Source organism: Arenibacter algicola, assembly GCF_000733925.1.
Lineage (GTDB): Bacteria > Bacteroidota > Bacteroidia > Flavobacteriales > Flavobacteriaceae > Arenibacter > Arenibacter algicola.
Window position 1 is genome coordinate 2,108,080 of the sequence record NZ_JPOO01000001.1, and the last position, 20,925, is coordinate 2,129,004.

Annotated in this window: 13 protein-coding genes and 1 pseudogene; 13 read left to right on the forward strand and 1 reads right to left on the reverse strand. The window is 37.3% G+C overall.

Annotation, left to right across the window (positions count from 1 at the left end; translation table 11 throughout):
• Nucleotides 1-418: 418 nt before the first annotated feature.
• From U735_RS0108985 to fsa, 6 genes and pseudogenes are all read left to right on the forward strand, one after another.
• On the forward strand, nt 419-2,578 hold the full coding sequence (locus U735_RS0108985) for a family 43 glycosylhydrolase (protein ID WP_031443506.1): 2,160 nt from the start codon (nt 419-421) through the stop codon (nt 2,576-2,578).
• Between the two features lie 151 nt (nt 2,579-2,729).
• A pseudogene (locus U735_RS25950) lies at nt 2,730-3,446 on the forward strand (glycoside hydrolase family 27 protein).
• A complete protein-coding gene (locus tag U735_RS25955; protein ID WP_232233209.1) occupies nt 3,416-3,982 on the forward strand; it encodes an alpha-galactosidase in 567 nt (188 codons plus the stop codon). Before U735_RS25950 ends, U735_RS25955 begins: the two are co-directional and overlap by 31 nt.
• 46 nt (nt 3,983-4,028) lie before the next feature.
• Nucleotides 4,029-5,057, forward strand: a complete 1,029-nt coding sequence (locus tag U735_RS0108995) for a glycoside hydrolase family 43 protein (protein ID WP_051891931.1) — start codon at nt 4,029-4,031, stop codon at nt 5,055-5,057.
• Nucleotides 5,058-5,111: 54 nt separating this feature from the next.
• Nucleotides 5,112-6,116 (forward strand): glycoside hydrolase family 43 protein, encoded by a 1,005-nt coding sequence (locus U735_RS0109000; RefSeq protein WP_031443508.1) that lies wholly within the window; start codon nt 5,112-5,114, stop codon nt 6,114-6,116.
• Between the two features lie 44 nt (nt 6,117-6,160).
• A complete protein-coding gene (gene fsa, locus U735_RS0109005; RefSeq protein WP_031443509.1) occupies nt 6,161-6,817 on the forward strand; it encodes a fructose-6-phosphate aldolase in 657 nt (218 codons plus the stop codon).
• Nucleotides 6,818-6,871: 54 nt separating this feature from the next.
• On the opposite strand, the gene U735_RS0109010 is transcribed toward fsa, so the two are convergent.
• Nucleotides 6,872-7,567, reverse strand: a complete 696-nt coding sequence (locus U735_RS0109010; RefSeq protein ID WP_371514387.1) for an NUDIX hydrolase — start codon at nt 7,565-7,567, stop codon at nt 6,872-6,874.
• Nucleotides 7,568-8,565: 998 nt separating this feature from the next.
• Between U735_RS0109010 and U735_RS0109015 the strand changes: the two genes are divergently transcribed.
• The 7 genes from U735_RS0109015 (at nt 8,566) to U735_RS0109045 (ending at nt 20,920) form a co-directional block, all read left to right on the forward strand.
• On the forward strand, nt 8,566-9,915 hold the full coding sequence (locus U735_RS0109015; RefSeq protein WP_031443511.1) for a vanadium-dependent haloperoxidase: 1,350 nt from the start codon (nt 8,566-8,568) through the stop codon (nt 9,913-9,915).
• 816 nt (nt 9,916-10,731) lie between these two features.
• Nucleotides 10,732-12,396, forward strand: coding sequence for a ribulokinase (locus U735_RS0109020; RefSeq protein ID WP_031443512.1), 1,665 nt, complete (start codon nt 10,732-10,734; stop codon nt 12,394-12,396).
• Between the two features lie 11 nt (nt 12,397-12,407).
• Nucleotides 12,408-13,109 carry an L-ribulose-5-phosphate 4-epimerase gene (locus U735_RS0109025; RefSeq protein ID WP_031443513.1) on the forward strand — a complete coding sequence of 234 codons (702 nt, stop codon included), beginning with the start codon at nt 12,408-12,410 and terminating at the stop codon, nt 13,107-13,109.
• 21 nt (nt 13,110-13,130) lie between these two features.
• Entirely contained in the window at nt 13,131-14,627 is a 1,497-nt protein-coding gene (gene araA, locus U735_RS0109030; RefSeq protein WP_031443514.1) for an L-arabinose isomerase, read from the forward strand.
• A gap of 30 nt (nt 14,628-14,657) precedes the next feature.
• Nucleotides 14,658-15,842 (forward strand): aldose epimerase family protein, encoded by a 1,185-nt coding sequence (locus U735_RS0109035; RefSeq protein WP_031443515.1) that lies wholly within the window; start codon nt 14,658-14,660, stop codon nt 15,840-15,842.
• A 59-nt stretch (nt 15,843-15,901) separates the two neighbouring features.
• Complete coding sequence (locus tag U735_RS0109040; protein ID WP_031443516.1) at nt 15,902-17,467, forward strand: solute:sodium symporter family transporter; 1,566 nt, start codon at nt 15,902-15,904, stop codon at nt 17,465-17,467.
• Between the two features lie 384 nt (nt 17,468-17,851).
• On the forward strand, nt 17,852-20,920 hold the full coding sequence (locus tag U735_RS0109045; protein ID WP_031443517.1) for a SusC/RagA family TonB-linked outer membrane protein: 3,069 nt from the start codon (nt 17,852-17,854) through the stop codon (nt 20,918-20,920).
• Nucleotides 20,921-20,925 lie beyond the last annotated feature (5 nt).

Genomic DNA, 20,925 nt, shown 5'->3' on the forward strand with positions numbered 1-20,925 from the left:
CAGAATATCTAATTTAAGTTATGTGTACATAAAAAGTGATCTGGTTGTTGAATGTTTTTAATCAATTTAAAAAATATAGGAAATTCTTAATATGGGTAACAAAATCAATTAAAGTACTACTATTATCTGTTAAAGGTTATCTGATTTAGGCAATTGATTTGCCATAGCTACCATGAATTTGTTTTGTTTGAATTCTTATTTGTTTTAAATACTACTCATTAGATGAAAATTGATTAGCGAACAAAAGTTTGTCAAAAAATTATAAAAGTTATTAAAAATAGCTCTATATTTGACAAGTGTTAAATTAACATTTGTTAATTGTATTCTTAGCTCCCGTTATTTTAATTGTATAACGGGAGTCATTGCACAGTATTAAAGCTATTCTAAAACGGAAGAACAGTAATAAATTCAATTGTAAATGAAATACCTAAAATTAAAATATGGGCTTTTAGCGGTTGTTATTATAGTTACAACCTTACTTTCTTGTAAATCGGCTTCCATTGAGCAGGAGGAGGATAAATTCACCAATTATCTATTTGCTTATTTTACCGGAAACGGACCTGGAGAAGAAGCAATCCACTATGCCATAAGTAAAGATGGATTTAACTATGAAGCTCTTAATAATAATCAACCTATAATAGATTCCAAAAAGATTAGTTCATCAGGAGGTGTAAGAGATCCGCATATTCTACGTGGAGCAGATGGTAAGACATTTTACATGGTGGTAACGGATTTGTATGTGCCTAAACAGGGTTGGAACAACTATGCCATGATTTTAATGAAATCGACCGATCTCATCAATTGGTCGTCAAGTATTGTGAATATCCCACAAACTTATCCAAAGGAATTTAGTGACATCAAACGTGTTTGGGCTCCACAGACCATTTATGATACGGAGACAGATCAATACATGATTTATTGGTCAATGCTAGGAGATGAAGGACCGGATTTCATATACTATGCTTACGCCAATAAGGATTTTACCGGTTTGTCCTCTGTGCCAAAACAATTGTTCTATAGTCCTTCCAATAGTGCTTGTATTGATGGTGATATCATATACAAGGATGGTATGTATAACTTGTTTTTTAAGAACGAAAGCTCTGGAGGTGGTATCAGAAAAGCGGTGTCCGATAAACTGACCGAAGGATATGTTCAACAGGAGGGTTTTTTCGATCAAACAGATGCGCCCGTTGAGGGCTCTGGTATTTTTAAATTAATAGATTCTGATGAGTATATTTTAATGTATGATATGTATACTTCAGGAAAATATCAATTTACAAAAACTAAGGATCTTCAGAATTTTTCGATTGTAGATAATGAAATTTCTATGAATTTTCACCCAAGACATGGTACTGTTATCCGTATCACGGAAAATGAAACCCAAGCCTTAATTGAAAAATGGGGATACTTAGGAAAAGGATCATTCTTGGGGTTTAATTCTTATAATGTTAAAAAGAACAATGTGGTTGTCAATGACGATGACAATACTATTTATATTCCAGTTGACTTGGGAACGGACATTGAAAAATTTGATCCCGAAATCAAGACAGTTTCATGGGTAAATATTTCTACTAGCGGTGTCAAGGATTTTTCCAAAGGTGCGGTTAAGTATACCATTGTATCCGGAAGCAAACAAAAAACCTATGAAGTAATTGTAAAGGGGGATAATAATCCGGTATTGAATGGTTTTTATGCGGACCCCGAAATAATCTACTCTCAGAAAACGAAAAAATATTATATATACCCAACTAGTGATGGATTTAAAAATTGGTCAGGCACTTATTTCAAAACATTTTCTTCAGACGATTTGATCCACTGGAAGGATGAAGGTGTTGTTTTGGACCTTAAAAAAGATGTTAGTTGGGCGGATAGGAATGCTTGGGCACCCACAGCTATTGAAAGGAAAATAAAAGGGGAATATAAGTTCTTTTATTATTACACAGCAGCACAAAAAATAGGGGTAGCAGTTTCAGACAGCCCAACAGGTCCTTTTGTGGATTTAGGAAAACCTTTAATAGCATCAAAACCAGAAGGAGCAAATGGAGGACAGGAAATAGACCCGGATATATTTATAGATCCGGTATCGGACAAAAATTATTTGTATTGGGGCAATAGCTATATGGCCTGTGTTGAATTGAATGATGACATGGTATCCATCAAGGAAAATACGTTGAAAATATTGACTCCCGATAGTACGTTTAGAGAAGGAACGGAGGTGTTTTATAGAAATGGAATTTATTACTTTTTATGGTCCGAAGATGATACACGGAGTCCTAATTATCGTGTAAGATATGCAACATCGAAGAGTCCAACAGGACCTCTGGAAATACCGAAGGACAACTTGATTTTAGTAAAAGACGCCGAGAATGGTATTTACGGAACAGGTCATAACAGTGTGATCCAAACTCCCAATAGTGATGTTTGGCATATAGTATATCATCGTTTTAATCGTCCAAACGGTATTGATATGGGTGATGCTGCAGGTTTTAACCGAGAGGTGTGTATAGATAAATTAGAGTTTAACCCTGATGGTAGTATTAAACCTGTAGAGCCAACTCTATCAGGAATAAATTATTAGGAATTAATTACACACCTCTATGAAGAGAAATAGATGTTTTGCTCTATTATTATTGTTTGCCCTTTTAATTTCATGTGGAAGCACCAATAAAAAATCGAATCTTAAAACAAAAGAAGAATCCAACTTCAAAGAATGGGCACAGACTCCACCCATGGGCTGGAATAGTTGGGACTGTTATGGGCCTACGGTTAGGGAGGAGGAAGTAAAATCGAATGCAGATTACATGTCCGAAAACTTAAAAGAATATGGTTGGGAATATGTGGTTGTAGATATCCGTTGGTATGTAGAAAATCCAAAATCGCATGGGTATAATCAAAAGGATCCTATTTACGTAATTGACGAATACGGAAGGTATTTACCGGCCATCAATAGATTTCCTTCGGCTTCAGACAGTAATGGTTTTAAGGCCTTGGCAGACCATGTTCACAATAAAGGTTTAAAGTTTGGGATACATATGATGAGGGGTATTCCAAAATACGCGGTCGAGAACAAACTGCCAATAAAAGGTACTGATGGAATTACGGCAGATCAAATATATTCCAAGTAAAATCAATGTAAATGGCTACAGGATAATTACACAGTATTGGCTACGAAACCCGGGGCTCAGGAATATTATAATTCAATTTTTGAACTGTATGCAGAATGGGGAGTAGATTTTATTAAAATAGACGATTTGTCCGCACCTATTTATCATAACGATGAGATGGAACTTATTAGAAAGGCCATTGATAAATGTGGACGCAAGATTGTGTTTAGCACTTCGCCAGGCGAAACTCCAATAGAGGCAGCCAGTCATGTTAGTGAGAAAGCCAATATGTGGCGTATGGTCAACGATGTATGGATAGCTGGTGGCATGTTGAGCACTTGATGGATGTTAGTCAAGATTGGTATGGATATGGCAAGAACGGCACATGGCCAGATTGTGATATGATTCCTTTAGGGAGACTGTCTATTAGAGGTGAAGTAGGTGAAGACCGAATGACAAATCTAACCAGGGATGAACAGTATACTTTGATGACCTTTTTTACCATTTTTAAATCACCATTGTTTTTTGGCGGGGATTTGCCCAGTAATGATGAGTTTACCTTATCGCTTTTAACCAATAAGGAGGTATTAAAAATGCATTCCGAAAATTCCCAAGTTACCCAACTTTTTAAGGAAGAAGGAAAAATGGCGATTACATCAAAAAATGAAAAAGAGGGCTATATATATTTGGCTTTGTTTAATACTTCAGATGATAAAGATTTGACTATTGAAGTAAAATTAGATGGTTTGGGGTTAAAGGATGACGTCAGAATCACAAATATGTGGAGTGGTGAGGAAGTCGATCCAATTGGTGAAGTTCTTGTGGAAAAATTGTCATCACATGCCTCCGGCCTATATAAAATTGAACTAATCCATTAGTGCAATAAAATTATTTACCATGAACAACTTAAAATCAAATTGACCAATGGGCATTGTAAGGTTTAAATGTATTGTTCCAGTATTTAGCATTGCTTTTGCAGTATTGATTTCATCTATTAATGTTACCACTTGTCAAGCTCAGGAAAATTTAACTTTTAGAAAGAATATTCCACTGGATTCCATAAGATTAAGTGATCCCAGTATTATCGCGGATAAGAATTCTGATATGTACTATATGACAGGTTCCGGAGGTATGCTGTGGAAAAGTAAAAATCTAAAGCTTTGGGATGGCCCTTATAAGGTTGCAATGACCGACTCCACCTCATGGATGGGGTCAGATCCAATGATATGGGCAGCAGAAATTCACACGTTTAAGGATAAATTTTACTATTTCGCAACATTTACCAATAAAGATGTGAAAATTGATACGGTAGCGGGAAATGTTATAGAGAGACGTGCAAGTCATGTTTTGGTTAGCGATAAGCCTGACGGCCCGTATTTGCCAATGGCAGATGAAACCTACTTACCTGCTGACCAACCAACACTTGACGGTACATTTTGGATAGATTCAGATGGAAAACCTTATATGGTCTACTGTTATGAATGGCTTCAAAATTTAAATGGAACTATAGAAAAAATTGAATTAAAACCAGACTTAAGTGGTTCTGTAGGTAAAGGGGAGCTTTTGTTCAGGGCCAGTGATTCTCCTTGGAGTAGGGGAAAGGATAATGAAGGAAATATTGTTCCACATAAAGTTACGGACGGACCTTTTTTGTTTAAAACAGGTACCAATCGTTTGGGAATGCTGTGGACAAGTTGGCAATATGATGTTTATGTTCAAGGGGTAGCTTATTCTGAAAGTGGTAACCTAAGCGGCCCTTGGATTCACGAAAAAGAGCCCATTACACCAGCCAACTTCGGGCATGGGATGCTCTTTAAAACGTTACTAGGTAAATGGTTGATGGCAGTCCATAGTCATAAGGTTATAAATGGCAAATATCACAGGGTGCCACATTTATTTGAGGTAGACTTAAAAGGAGATAAATTGGTGGTGGGTAAACCGTTTTTACCATAACGACCTAATTGGGTTGCTATTTTCAATAATTTGAATATAAATCAGAAAAAGAATATGAAACTATTTAAAGTTTTGGCGTTATTAGCTTTGGTTATAGTGTGTTCCAATCAAAGCTATTCACAATCACTGGTATTTGATAACCCGATTGCCGAAAAACGAGCCGACCCTTGGGTATATAAAACTGAAAAAGGTGAATATTATTTAATAGCTACCGTTCCTGAGTATGATCGAATTGTAATAAGGAAAGCAAATAGTATAAATGGCTTAAAGGATGCCCAAGAAGTTGAGGTTTGGACCAAGCATGTAAAAGGTGTTATGGGTCATCATATTTGGGCTCCGGAATTACACAAAATAGGTAGAAAATGGTATATATATTTTGCTGCAGGCGAAGCCGAAAATATATGGAATATTCGGATGTGGGTATTATCAAATGATTCCGAAGATCCTATGCAAGGGGAATGGGTGGAAGAAGGAATGATAGAAACTGCAAAATCTTCTTTTTCATTGGATGCAACTACGTTTGAAAATAAAGGCAAGAGATATTTAATATGGGCCCAAAACGTTAGGGGTGGAGATCATGGTACCGCCTTGGTCATGTCCGAAATGAAGGGTCCTACGACGATCATTGGAAGGGAAGTGGTTTTGACCGAGCCAGAATTTAATTGGGAAAGGATGAAGTATAATGTCAACGAAGGCCCGGCTGTGTTGAAAAGGAACGGTAAAATTTTTGTAACCTACTCTGCTAGTGCCACCAACCATAACTATTGTATGGGCATGTTGTGGATAGATGAAAATGATGATCTTCTTGATGCTGCAAATTGGCACAAATCTCCAGGACCTGTTTTTTATACAAATGAGGATTTAAAAAGATTCGGTCCGGGCCACAATTCATTTACCATTGCCGAGGACGGAGAAACCGTTATTATGATATATCATGCCCGTGATTATAAGGGAATTCAGGGCCATGAATTGTCAGACCCCAACCGGGCTACTAGGGCACGGGTGGTAGAATGGACAGCAAGTGGTTTTCCCGATTTTATGCAAAACAATGAAGATTAATAACAAGGGTACAAGCGAATTATAATTTATTAAAAAAAAGAATTATGAAGTTTTTTATTGACACTGCCAATCTGGAACAGATTAAGGAGGCACAGGCATTAGGGGTTTTGGACGGCGTAACCACTAATCCATCCTTAATGGCAAAAGAAGGAATAACAGGAAAGGATAATATATTAAAACATTATAGTGCCATATGCAATATAGTGGACGGTGATGTTTCTGCTGAAGTCATTGCTACAGATTTGGAAGGGATGATAAGGGAAGGGGAAGAACTGGCTGCTTTAAATCCACAAATAGTAGTTAAGTTACCCATGATCGCAGATGGTGTAAAGGCCTGTAAGTATTTCACGGACAAAGGAATTAGAACCAATGTGACCTTGGTTTTTTCACCTGGTCAGGCCTTATTGGCTGCAAAAGCTGGAGCCACTTATGTTTCACCATTTTTAGGACGTTTGGATGACATTTCAACTGATGGACTGAATTTAATTTCTGAAATAAGATTAATTTATGATAACTATGGTTTTGAAACAGAGATATTGGCTGCATCTATTCGCAGCACGATGCATGTTATTAACTGTGCCAAAATAGGGGCCAATGTTATGACTGGGCCACTGTCATCCATCACAGGATTGTTAAAACACCCTTTAACCGATAGTGGCTTGGCACAATTCTTAGCTGATTACTCCAAAGGAAATAACTAATAGCAAATTGGCACAAATAAAATGGGACTTTTTTATTTTTATATAAATTCTACTCTAGGATAATTTTAAATAAAAGTCATTTCTATTTTTCGCGTCATATTTTTCCTGATCGAACATATAAAGGTAAGAGCCTTTTGTAGAAGAGGTCATGTCTTTTTCCTTTAGCTTGATCAAGATGTCCATAGAATTTATTTTATTTATAAAATTCCTTTTGTCTAATTTTTTGTCCAAGATGGCCTCGTACAATTTTTGTAAATGACGCATTGTAAACTTCTCAGGCAAAAGTTCAAAACCAATTGGATTTATAGAGGTTCTTCTACGTAATCTTTTGATAGCCTTATCCAACATCTGATTGTGATCAAATATTAAGTCTGGTACATCGGACAAACTAAACCATTTGGCATTGTTTTGCTCGGTAATTTCTTCGTTGTGTTTTTCAATATTGATGATTGCATAGTAGGATGTGGAAATAGTTCTCGCCAATGGATCTCTGTCAACTTCACTAAATGTATAAAGTTGTTCCATATATATATCGTGAACACCGGTTAATCTATGCAGAACTCTGGAAGCGGCATCATTTAAGGTCTCGTGGTGTTGTACGAACCCGCCCATCAGTGACCACTTCCCTTTTTCAGGTTCAAAGTCCCTCTGAATTAATAGCACTTTTAAATCTTCATTATCAAATCCGAAGATTATACAATCTACAGCTAGAAAAACCTTATCTGCAAGGTTGTACCCTTCTACCACCATTTCCTTAATTTTAGGCTAAGATATAATATTTATAGAAGACACAAAAGATAAGTGTTGGCCTAAAATTTAATATAAATACATTTGTTCATGATGGTTTATTTTTGCAATAAAAAAGGTATAATTATAAGTAAAACTTTATTTTATGTTATGACTCATTACTGAAAATTAAATAACAGGACGTAGCAGGAAATGAAAAAATGAATAACACTTTAACTGTTATAAATATAATCCTCCCATTATACTCTATTTATTATGTATTAATGGATCAAAATAATATTTGTAGCAAAATATTCTAAATATCCATCGGGTTATCGTTATTAAAACAAATGACTTATTTTAGAACAATCAATTTCCATAATTGTATACTAAAATAGGGCAAAAATGTTTGATCTTTATTTTGTTGAATATGTATTAACTTTTACGCATAGGGTAATTTACATGTACATAATATTACCCACACAAAATAGGTTTCTTTTCAGATTTAGTTCATTTTTTTGCTTGATTTCAGAGTTCGGTTTATTCAATAAAATAAGTGTGTAAATTACATTTATAAATAGTATATTTGTCCGATCTGTAAAGAAATTATTGCATTGGGAAATTGCAACTATTGCAAAATCCAAAATATAAATAGAACTCAATAGCATGAGCCAACTCAAGATACACGAACCTTTAGTTATTCTGTCTTCCTTGTTATAACAAAACGGGTAACTAATACTTTAGGGGAAAAGAAGGCTTAAAAACCTAAGACCTACTTAAGGTTAAGTAAAGGAATATATCTAAGTAGACATAGCGCAAACGAGTGTAAGAAATTACTTGTAATGACAGTGTAATACTAATATAAATTAGTTTTTTGTTATTGATTTTTGCGGTTATATTAATAAAGTTTTACGCTGGAAAGTTATATTTAAATTAATTGATCAAATGACTAGAATTTGTATTTGGTTTAATAGAAATGGTAGTATTTAAATCAGGATTTGGTAAAGTATTAAATAGTTATAATGAAACAGTATTTAAGATTATTCGCATTATTTACAATGGTCATATCATGTAATGGAAAAAGGGAAGAGCCTATAATTATTACTTCCCAGGATCTCCATAGGTCTATCCATAAGGTCACGGAAGTTATGATCCATGATATTTTTTCACCCCCAGTGGCCAGTAGAATTTTTGCTTATCCCAATATAGCGGCATATGAAATTGTGGCCCTTAACAATAGTGATTACAAATCGTTGGTAGGGCAGGTTACAGATTTGACCCCTATTCCTGTTCCAGTGGAGGATAAGCCTATCAATTATCAAATGGCGGCCCTAATTGCGCATATGGAATTAAGTAAGCGTTTAATTTTTTCCGAGGATAAAATTGAGGTACATCGCGATAGTTTATATGCCAATTGGCAGGAAAAAAACTTGACCATCTTTAAGAACTCTGAGGAATATGGTCTGGCCGTGGCAAAACATATAGGGGATTGGTTGGACAAGGACAATTACAAGCAGACTAGGACTATGCCCAAGTTTACCATTAACACGGACGATGATTCGCGTTGGCAACCCACCCCACCGGCTTATATGGACGGTATAGAGCCTCATTGGAGTAAAATAAGGCCGTTTGTTATTGACTCGGCAAATCAATTTGTACCAGCACCACCACCGGCATTTTCTATGGATAAAGGGTCCGACTTTTACAGGGAAGTAAAAGAGGTGTACGATATTAGTAAAGAGATTACTGCCAAAGGGGATAGTTCGGAAGAGATAGCTATTGCAAAATTCTGGGATTGTAACCCCTATGTCTCCGTAACCAGGGGGCATTTAATGTTCGCAACAAAGAAGATTACACCAGGGGCCCATTGGATTGGGATTACCAAAATTGCCTGCGAAAAAACAAACTCGGATTTTGATAAAACCGTATTTGCCTATACCAAAACCTCAATGGCAATAGCCGATGCCTTTATAAGTTGTTGGGACGAAAAATACCGCTCTAATTTAATACGTCCGGAAACTGTAATAAATCAGTATATAGATGAAAACTGGGCACCTGTGCTTCAAACGCCACCATTCCCTGAGTACACCAGCGGACACTCCGTGGTTTCTGGTGCGGCAGCTACGGCCTTGACCAGTATTTTTGGGGATAATTTTGCATTTGATGACGATACCGAAATACCTTATGGTCTACCTATAAGAAGTTTCACCTCTTTTAATCAGGCTGCAGATGAAGCTGCCATTAGTAGAATGTACGGGGGCATACATTATAGGGCAGCAGTGGAAGTTGGGGTGGGACAGGGCAGGAGTTTGGGCAAATTTATTGTGGTTAAACTGGAAATGAACGGGAATCAGGAATTGGTGTCCAAATAGTACAATGAATTGGCAGTGACCATACTTTGCCCAATTTTTTTTAATATACTGAGCAGTACAGTCTAAATGCCTTGTAATTAACACCTTGGTTCCGGCCAATCTTCTGCCATTGGTTCAATAGCGTTCGGTTCTACCCATTAAGGGAAAGGGTGGAGCGAACTGCGGTCTTGCGTGTTTTATATCAAGGCATGTAAATATATTGGGAGGTGGCAAGGGCAATTGAGTGTCCTATATATGACGTAGGTACCTGATATTTATATTATTCCATAAATGGGCAGCTAGCTTTTCAATAAAAGTTTTTCGGTCCCTGGCACTAAGTACGAACAGATTGCTATCATATCATTGATTTTGACGGCATTTTCAGGGCGCCTCAAGGCTTCTTTATGAACAGGTGTCTCTTGATCCAAACGAAAAAAGTCTCTACTATTAATTTAATATTTTAAAGTTTCGCAATTTCAAAAGAGTTCGCTTCAATGTTGTTGGTCAGGAGTAGAAATATCATATCGATTTCTTAGACGTGATTCAAGAGCAATGGGTTAATTTTAAATATGGTTATCACTATAACTGTTCGATTTCAGCATGCAATAGCTTACAATATATGGTAAAGTAATCGATTTACATGTTGCTTTACATCAACAGGATCGACCATTTTGTGAATTAACTTTACAAAAAATAATAGGCACTAAATAGGTGTTTTTCGAGGTTTTTTCAGATTTATCCCACTTACAGTTAAGCGAGTCGTTTAATTTAATAAATATAAGTGTGTAAATAACATTTATAAATGCTACATTTGTCAAATAACCAAATAATTGCTGTATGAAAAGTTATGTGATTGGGCTGGATTATGGTTCGGACTCTGTAAGGGCAATTTTAATTGACACAACAACAGGAAAGGAATTGGCTTCTAGTGTTGATTATTATACGAGATGGAGAACAAATAAATATTGCAATGAATCCATTAACCAATTTCGGCAACATCCTTTAGATCATATTGAAGGTCTTGAAGTTACTATTAAGGAAGTCGTTAAAAAGGGAAATGTAAGCCCATTGGAAATAAAAGGTATTTGTATTGATACAACAGGTTCTTCACCTGTTCCGGTTACTGAAAATGGGACACCTTTAGCCTTGGTTGAAGGTTTTAAAGAGAACCCCAATGCCATGATGGTTCTATGGAAAGATCATACGGCCATTAATGAAGCCAACGAAATTAATAGGTTGGCAGCTAATTGGGGCGGAGTTAATTTTACTAAATATGAAGGTGGTATCTATTCATCGGAATGGTTTTGGGCCAAAATATTACATATCATAAGGATAGATGAAGCTGTTGGGAATGCCGCCTATACCTGGATGGAACACTGTGATTTAATGACCTATTTGTTAATTGAGGATAAGGATTTAAAAACATTTAAACGAAGTCGTTGTGCCGCAGGCCACAAGGCTATGTGGCATGAGGATTGGAATGGGTTGCCTTCTGAAGACTTCCTGCATCTATTAGATCCATATCTTTCCCAACTTAGAGGAAGGCTTTATGATGAAACCTATACATCCGATCATGTTGCAGGTAACTTGAACAAAGAATGGGCAAAAAAGCTGGGCTTATCGACGGATACCATAATTTCCGTTGGCACCTTTGATGCACATGCAGGTGCAGTAGGAGCAAAAATAGATCAAAACACCTTAGTACGTGTTATGGGAACTTCCACCTGTGATATTTTGGTTTCTCCAAAAGAAATTATTGGAAGTAGAACCGTAAGAGGTATATGTGGTCAAGTTGATGGTTCTGTCATTCCTGGATCCATTGGACTGGAAGCTGGACAATCGGCCTTCGGGGATGTATTGGCTTGGTTTAAAGATGTTTTGTATTGGCCAATTGATAATTTGGTGTTGTCCTCCGATATCCTTACCGAAGATCAAAAAAATAAATTAAAAGAGGAAATAGACTTTGGCTTTATCCGTGTATTAAGTGATCAAGCCTCTCAAATTCCCATTTCAGAAAGTATCCCTACCGCTTTGGATTGGATCAACGGACGACGAACACCTGATGCAAATCAGGAGTTGAAAGCGGCCATGTCCAATTTATCCTTGGGAACAAAAGCACCACATATTTTTAAAGCCTTGATAAATGCGATTTGCTTTGGTTCCAAGAAAATTGTGGCTCGTTTTGAGGAAGAAGGTGTAAGAATAGACAGTGTAATAGGCATAGGCGGGGTGGCCAGAAAATCACCTTTTATTATGCAAACCTTGGCAAATGTTTTAAACAAAACTATAAAAGTGGCAGAATCCGATCAGGCACCGGCATTGGGAGCTGCTATTTATGCAGCAGTGGCTGCAGGTATCTATCCAACCGTCATTGAAGCAGCTAAACATATGGGAAGTGATTTTGAAGCAGAATATTTCCCTGAGCCGCATAAACTTGCGGACTATAATCTTTTAATGGATTCTTATTCGGAATTAAGTGAGTTCATCGAATCTGTTACTTAAATTAAGAAATCATGAAATCAAAATTTAAACTTTTAAAACAGGAATGCTACGAAGCCAATATGCATCTGAATGAATTAAATTTAGTTGTTTATACTTTTGGAAATGTAAGTGCCGTTGATAGGGAGAATGGTGTTTTTGCAATTAAACCAAGTGGGATTGCCTATGAGGCTTTAAAACCAGAGGACATAGTAATCGTTGATTTTGAAAACAATATAGTTGAAGGAAGTATGCGTCCTTCTTCGGATACAAAAACACATGCTTATCTTTATAAAAATTGGGAGGATGTAGGAGGAATTGCCCATACTCATGCGACTTACTCGGTCGCTTGGGCCCAATCCCAATTGGATATTCCAATTTTTGGAACTACACATGCCGATCATTTAACTGCGGATATTCCCTGTGCACAGCCTATGCGCGATGATCTTATAGAAGGTAATTATGAGCACAATACAGGCGTTCAAATTATTGATTGTTTCAAAGAAAAAAAACTTTCGTATAGGGAAGTAGAAATGATATTAATCGGTAATCACGGTCCATTTGCTTGGGGAAAAAGTGCAGCTAAAGCAGTTTACAATAGCAAAGTTTTGGAGGTAATTGCAGAAATGGCGTATTTAACACTGCAGATAAATCCAAAAGCCCCCAGATTAAAGGACTCATTGATAAAGAAACATTACGATCGTAAACATGGTGCCAACTCTTACTACGGTCAATAAACAATAACATAAATATTTGAAATGATAGATATTTCTAAAAAGGAAGTTTGGTTTATAACAGGAAGTCAGGATTTATATGGACCAGAAACATTAATGCAGGTTGCTGACAACTCCACTAAAATAGCCAGTGTATTAAATGATTCTGTATTAATTCCTGTCAATATCATCTACAAACCAACTGTAAAGTCATCAGATGAAATATATGAGACTTTGACGGCTGCAAATCAAGAAAAGAATTGTATTGGTATAATTACATGGATGCATACCTTTTCTCCGGCAAAAATGTGGATAAGGGGGTTGACCGCACTTCAAAAACCATTATTACATCTGCATACGCAATTTAATAGGGATATTCCGTGGGATACTATGGATATGGATTTTATGAACCTAAATCAGGCGGCACATGGTGACCGGGAATTTGGATTTATGGTCAGTCGCTTACGGAAAAACAGAAAAGTAGTTGTTGGCCATTGGTCAACAGACCGTGTTCAAAAGAAAATTGGGGATTGGACGCGTGTTGCAGCCGGGTGGGATGATTGGCAAGGAGCCAAATTTGCAAGGTTTGGAGACAATATGCGTTTTGTTGCCGTAACCGATGGTGATAAAGTGGAGGCAGAAACCAAGTTTGGGTTTTCTGTAAATACGTATGCGGTTGGAGATTTGGTGCAGATTATTAATTCTATTTCAAATGATGCCATAAACCAACTTGTTAAGGAATATGAGGTGTCCTATACCATGATGGATTCACTTCTTGAAGGAGGCGAAAACAGACAATCTTTAATTGAAGCAGCGCGAATAGAATTGGGGCTTGAAAAATTCTTGGTGGATGGCAATTTCAAGGGTTTCAGTGATACTTTCGAAGACCTGCACGGAATGAAACAGTTACCTGGAATAGCCGTACAACGCTTAATGCAAAAGGGTTATGGATTTGCAGGGGAAGGGGATTGGAAAACTGCCGCATTAACCCGTGCCATGAAAGTTATGGGGTCTGGTTTGGAAGGAGGAAATGCTTTTATGGAAGATTATACATATCACTTAGATCCAGTAGCTCCTAGAGTTTTAGGGTCACATATGTTGGAGGTTGATCCAGTTTTGGCAGCCAATAAACCGTCTTGTGAAATACACCCTTTAGGAATTGGAGGTAAAGAAGATCCTGTGCGCTTAGTTTTTAACGGTAGGGCCGGGGATTCGCTCGTGGCAGCCTTAATGGACTTTGGAAACCGATTCAGGTTATTAATCAATAAAACGGTCGGTGAAGAAATTCTGGAGGATTTACCAAATTTACCTGTGGCCAGAGTCATGTGGAAACCTTTACCGGATTTCGAAACTGCCTGTACGGCATGGATATTAGGTGGAGGTGCGCATCATACCTGCTACAGTGAAAATATTACGGTAGAGCAAATGGAAGATTTTGCCGAGATGGCCAATATAGAATCATTGGTAATTGACGAAGATACCACTATAAGAGACTTCAAAAGTACCATCAAAGCCAATGAAGCTTATTATATGTTTAAATAGCCTTAACTCTTCTGACTAAAATTAATTAATATGAGAATATATAAAGGTTCCTTTTTTAATGTTTTGCTGGTAGCCCTAGTGGGCTTAAATATTCAGTGTAAAAACGGAAAACAAAATAAATCCATCGAAAACATGAGCGTTAGCCCCAAAGTAAAATTGACTATGATCAAATCGGATTACGGAACAATGCCCGATGGCACTAAGGTTGAGATGTATAATCTAAAAAATGTAAAAGGTGTTGAAATGGATGTAATTACCTACGGAGGTAGAATTACTTCATTAAAAGTTCCAAACAAAAATGGTGAGTTCGAAAATGTGGTTTTAGGCTTTGACAATTTGGAGGATTACCTAAAGGAGAATCCTTTTTTTGGTGCCCTGATAGGACGTTATGGTAACCGCATCGCTAAAGGTAAATTCTCATTGAATAATAAGGAATATACCTTAGCTACCAATGACGGTCCCAATCATTTGCACGGTGGTGTCAATGGTTTTGATCGGGTTGTATGGACGGCTCAACCCATTGAAAGAGAGGATAGTGTGACCTTAAAATTAACCTATGTAAGCAGGGATGGAGAAGAAGGTTATCCCGGTAATTTAGAGGTTACAGTACTTTATACGCTTACAAATGATAATAATGTGGAGGTCACGTATGAGGCTACTACCGATAAAACAACGATAGTAAATTTGACCCAACATGCTTATTTCAACTTAACAGGGGATTTTAACAAGGATATTCTAGGTCATGATATTGTAATAAATGCGGATGCATATTTGCCAGTGGATGCCACTTTAATTCCTATGGGTGAAATTAAAAAGGTAGAGGGTACACCATTTGATTTTAGAAAACCAAAAGCAATAGGAAAGGAAATTGGAACTAACAATGAACAGTTGATTTTAGGCAAGGGATACGACCATTGTTGGGTTTTAAATGGGGAAGACGATACCATGCGTCTAGTTGCTTCTGCTTATGATAATGGCAGTGGCCGCATGATGGAAGTATTTTCGGATGAGCCAGGAATTCAATTTTATACAGGAAACTTTTTGGATGGCACCTTACCCGCGCCAAGTGGAGGGACTTTTGCCCATAGAACGGGTTTTTGCCTAGAGACGCAGCATTTTCCAGATACGCCCAATCAAAAAGACTTCCCAACGGTTGTTTTGAACCCAGGTGAAAAATATACATCAAAAACCACATTTGTATTTTCAGTAAAATAGGAACCATTAGGTTACTATTGGAGTACATTTTTAAGCCAACTAATTATACATATTGAATTATGGGATTAATTTCTTTTGCCGCTTTTACATTATTGGTTGCTGTCATAGCTTGGTGGTCTACTAGAAAGACCAATGAAAAGTCTTCAGATGGTTATTTTTTGGGAGGAAGAAGTTTGACTGGTCCGGTTATAGCAGGTTCATTGTTGCTTACCAACCTGTCCACTGAACAAATTGTAGGAATGAACGGGGTGTCCTTTAGAGATGGACTGCCAATTATGGCCTATGAAGTAGTTGCCGCTGTAGCAATGGTCTTTACAGCCTTTGTATTATTGCCTAAATATCTAAAAGGAGGTATTACCACCATTCCTCAATTTTTGGAAAAAAGATATGGTAAATCTACCAAGACCATAGTTTCTATGCTGTTCCTTTTGGGGTATGCCATTTCTATGCTTCCTACTGTTCTATACTCAGGAGCTTTGGCCATTAATTCTATGTTCGATATTCCTGAGATGATTGGATTGAACCCAGAGCCGGCACTTTGGGTAACGGTTTGGTCAATTGGCATAATTGGTAGTATCTATGCTATTTTTGGAGGTCTAAAAGCAGTGGCCGTATCTGATACTGTTAATGCAGTAGGTTTGATTATTGGGGGGTCTCTAATTCCCATTTTTGGTTTGATGAAGATAGGTGATGGCAATGTATTTTCAGGTTTAAAAATATTGACCACAGCACTTCCTGAGAAATTTGATATTATTGGAGGACCAGATTCCGACGTACCATTTTGGACACTTTTTACTGGGATGATTATAGTTAACTTTTACTATTGGGGAACGAATCAAGCGATTATTCAAAGAGCACTTGGTGCTAAAAATTTAAAAGAAGGGCAAATAGGCCTTCTATTGGCGGCATTTATTAAAATGTTGGGCCCCTTTATAGTGGTGCTGCCCGGTATAATAGCGTTTTATCTTTTCAATGGTGATCTGGCCAATGCAGATGAAGCATATCCTATGGTTGTAAAGGCTGTGCTCCCGTTGGCATTTATAGGATTTTTTGCGGCTGTACTTTTTGGAGCCATTTTGAGTTCTTTTAATAGCGCCTTAAATAGTTCGGTGACTTTATTTGGTCTTGATTTTTATAAAGAATATATAAATAAGGACGCCTCAGAGAAACAGGTAGTAAAGGCAGGTAAAATATTTGGTATTATCTTGGCTCTATTTTCGATGGGAATTGCACCGTTGCTTTATGGTGTTCAAGGTGGGATATTTACATACCTGCAAGAATTGAACGGTACACATAGCGTCCCCATTTTGGCAATTATTATTGTTGGGATTTTTTCTAAGCGTGTGTCTGGAAAAGCTGCAAACATCTCTATTTTGTTTAGTGTTGTTACATACTTGGTTACACTGTATGTCATTAAACCCAATATCAGTTTCTTACACCTTATGGGCATATTGTTCGTATTAACTATAATAATCATGTTTGTTGTTAGCCAATTTGCTCCTAGGGAAACAGACTACACCCAAGAATATACGAGGCAGGTTGATATTAAACCTTGGAAATATTTAAAGCCGGTTGGGTATACTATTTTGGCTGCGGTAATTGGGATTTATGTTTATTTATCCTAGTATATGCTTTTTTCAAGTTTATGTGATGACATTATGGATTGAAGTGTGATAGCGCTTCTCTTATTTACTTAACTCACAACAGCGAGTTACGTTTAAAACTGTGGAGGATTCAACAGATGTAGGTAAGCGAGGTATTTAATGCAAAATACTGTTTGCTGCATTTATTCGGTATACTAGATATATTTTTATAGGAAATAGGCATCTTTTCAGTAATTATTCAATTCTTGGCTACTAGAAGTTGGAGGTGGTAAATTTAATTTCATCCTGAAATTATTTATAAGTGTTAAAACTACACGTTTATTCTGAATATGCTTGGTGATGTCGATTTTATTTTATTTATTTGCTGGTGTTGTAATTACACTTGTAAAAACTAAACTAACTGATATGACAAAAAACCAATCTTTAAATTCAAAAAAAGTGAAGCCTCCAAAAAAACTTTGCGGGCTGTTGTTATTGTTTTACCTAGTTTGTGTCAATGCATTTGCACAAGAGCTAAAAACTATTGACGGGACTATAAGGGCTGCGGCCGACGGTACTCCCTTATTCGGTGTTAATATTGTGGTAAAGGGTACCACAATAGGTGCAGTTAGTGATTTCGATGGAAATTACTCCATTCAGGCAGGAAACAATGCTGTACTCGTAGTGTCGTATTTGGGTTTTGAAACCCAGGAAATTATTGTAGGTGGGCAAACTACTGTGGATGTATCCTTAGTGGAAGACTCTGCAAAATTGGACGAAGTAGTGGTAATTGGTTACGGTTCCCAGAAGAGAAGTGATATTTCTGGTTCTGTATCTCAGGTAGACCAAAAGGAAATAGCCAAAAACCCAACACCAAACCTTAGTAATGCGTTGGTAGGCCAGGCTACGGGTATTGTAGCAACCCAACGCTCGGGTGAACCGGGTAGGGATGGCTCTAATATATTTATTAGAGGTATTGGTACAACCGGTGATGCATCGCCAATTTATGTAATTGACGGAATAGTGCGTTCATCTCGGGATTTTTCCCAATTGAATGCAAATGAAATAGAGTCCTTTTCTATTCTTAAAGATGCGGCAAGTGCTGCGGTTTTTGGAATGAGGGCGGGTAACGGGGTTATCCTTGTGACAACAAAAAGGGGTAAGGCCGGAAAAATGCAAATTGATTTTTCTTCAAGTCTGGGGGTTCAGGAACGAACCCGTGATCCTGAATATTTAGATTCATATGAATATTCCGTGTTATATAATGAAGCCTTGGCAAACCAGGGTCAGGCGCCTATATATTCAGAAGAGGATTTGCAGAGATACCAGGATGGTAGTAACCCAGATACACATCCCAATGCTGATTGGTTCTCAGTATTGAACAAAGCACCATTGGTACAAACACATAATATTTCTGCAAATGGTGGTTCGGAAAAAGTACAGTATGCAGCCTCATTCGGATCCTTGGATCAGGACGGTGTTATACCGGCCGATAATTTCAAGAGGTATAATTTTAGATCAAATATTGATGCGGCGGTAACGAATACGACCAAACTTTCCTTTGACGTGTCTGGTCGCGACGAGAAAATCAACTCAATTGGGAATCCCGAAGTATTTAGATGGTTGTCTTCGATTCCTCCTAATAAGACTCCAATTAAATGGTCCAACGGAACCTATTCAAGTGGTCCTGCATATTTAACATTACCGGAAAACGGCTATAGAAAGGAAAGTAACCAGGTATTTAAGGGGCGAATTCAAATTGAACAGCAATTGCCATTGGAAGGTCTTTCTTTTAAAGGGATAGCTTCTTATGACAAGACAATTACAGACAAAAAAAATTGGTCCTTTATTGAGACACCCTTTTACTCTAGGTTGGGAGATGGTACTTTTGTAGCCAACCCTAGTGGAGCAGATGCTGCTTCTTCTCTTTACCAAGATCATAACGATTACCAATCGGTTACGTTTCAAGGTCATTTAAATTATATCAAGGAAATTGGAAATAGTAATTTATCCGCTTTGGTTTTATATACACAGACAAAGGAGACTTGGAATTTTTTAAGTGCCAACAGGGATGGATATACCTTGGCTATTGATGAGATAGATTTTGGAGGTACGGCTAACCGCAACAACAGAGGTTATTCGGGAACAAGTGGGAGACAAGGTGTAGTAGGAAGATTAAATTGGTCATTCAAAGACAAATATATACTGGAAGGGAGTTTTAGAGCGGATGGATCCGAGCAATTTGCTCCAGGTAAAAGATGGGGGTTTTTTCCATCAGGATCTGTGGCTTATGTTATTTCTAAGGAATCATTTTTAGAAGATTCTGAAACTATTGATTTATTAAAACTTAGAGGTTCGTATGGTGTATTGGGTAATGATCGTATTGGAGGCCAAAGGTTCCTTTACTTACAATCTTATAATGTAAATGGAAGTGCTGTTTTTGGAAATGGAGATGTTCAGCAGGCAATTGTTGAGGGTAATTTGGCCAACCCTGATGTAACTTGGGAAACCGTCAAAAAATTGAACATTGGTTTAGATGCTACACTGTGGAATGGCGCTTTGACCATGGGTTTTGATTACTTTTCCGATAAGAGAAGTGATATTTTAGGTTCTAGAAATCTTACTGTTCCTGGTCTTTTGGGGGTAGGGTTGCCAGTTGAAAATCTAGCGAAAGTTAATAATAGTGGATTTGAAGTGGAGCTAGGACATTTAAATCGCATTAACGAAGATTGGCGTTACTCAATGAATGCTAACTTAACCTATGCTAAAAATAAAGTCATATTTATTGATGAACCTGAAACGGACAATGCCAACATTAGAAGAACTGGACTACCTCTGGGAACCCAATTTGGATTACGTGCCCTAGGGCTCTTTCAATCACAGGAGGAAGTAGATAATGCTCCAACACATTTTGCAGATACCGCTCCTGGGGATATTCGTTATGATGATATCAATGGACCAGATGGAGTTCCTGATGGTAAAATAGACGATTTTGATAGAACGGCTATCGGTACTTCAAATACACCGGAAATTATTTTTGGATACAGGGGTAATCTACAGTTCAAGGATTTTGAATTTTCATTCTTGTTACAAGGTGCAACCAATGTAAACCAATATTATAGTGGAGAGGGAGCTTGGCCCTTCTTTTTGGGGACCTCAGGGGCTTTCAAACAGAATTTGGACCGTTGGACCCCGACAAATACAAATGCAAGTGAACCCCGTGTGCTTATTGAGGCCACCAACAATCATAGAGGGTCTTCTTTTTGGTTGAAAGATGCTTCCTATTTGCGGTTAAAAAATGTTGAATTAGCCTATAATTTGCCGGTAGATAAATTAAACCAGAATTTTATTAGAGGAATACGCCTCTATGTAAATGCCAACAATGTTGCTACCTGGACAAAGATCAAAAATTATGATCCTGAAAACAGTCAGGATAGAGGTTGGGGTTATCCTCAATTAAGAATTTGGAATGTTGGTTTAAACCTTAATTTTTAAATAAG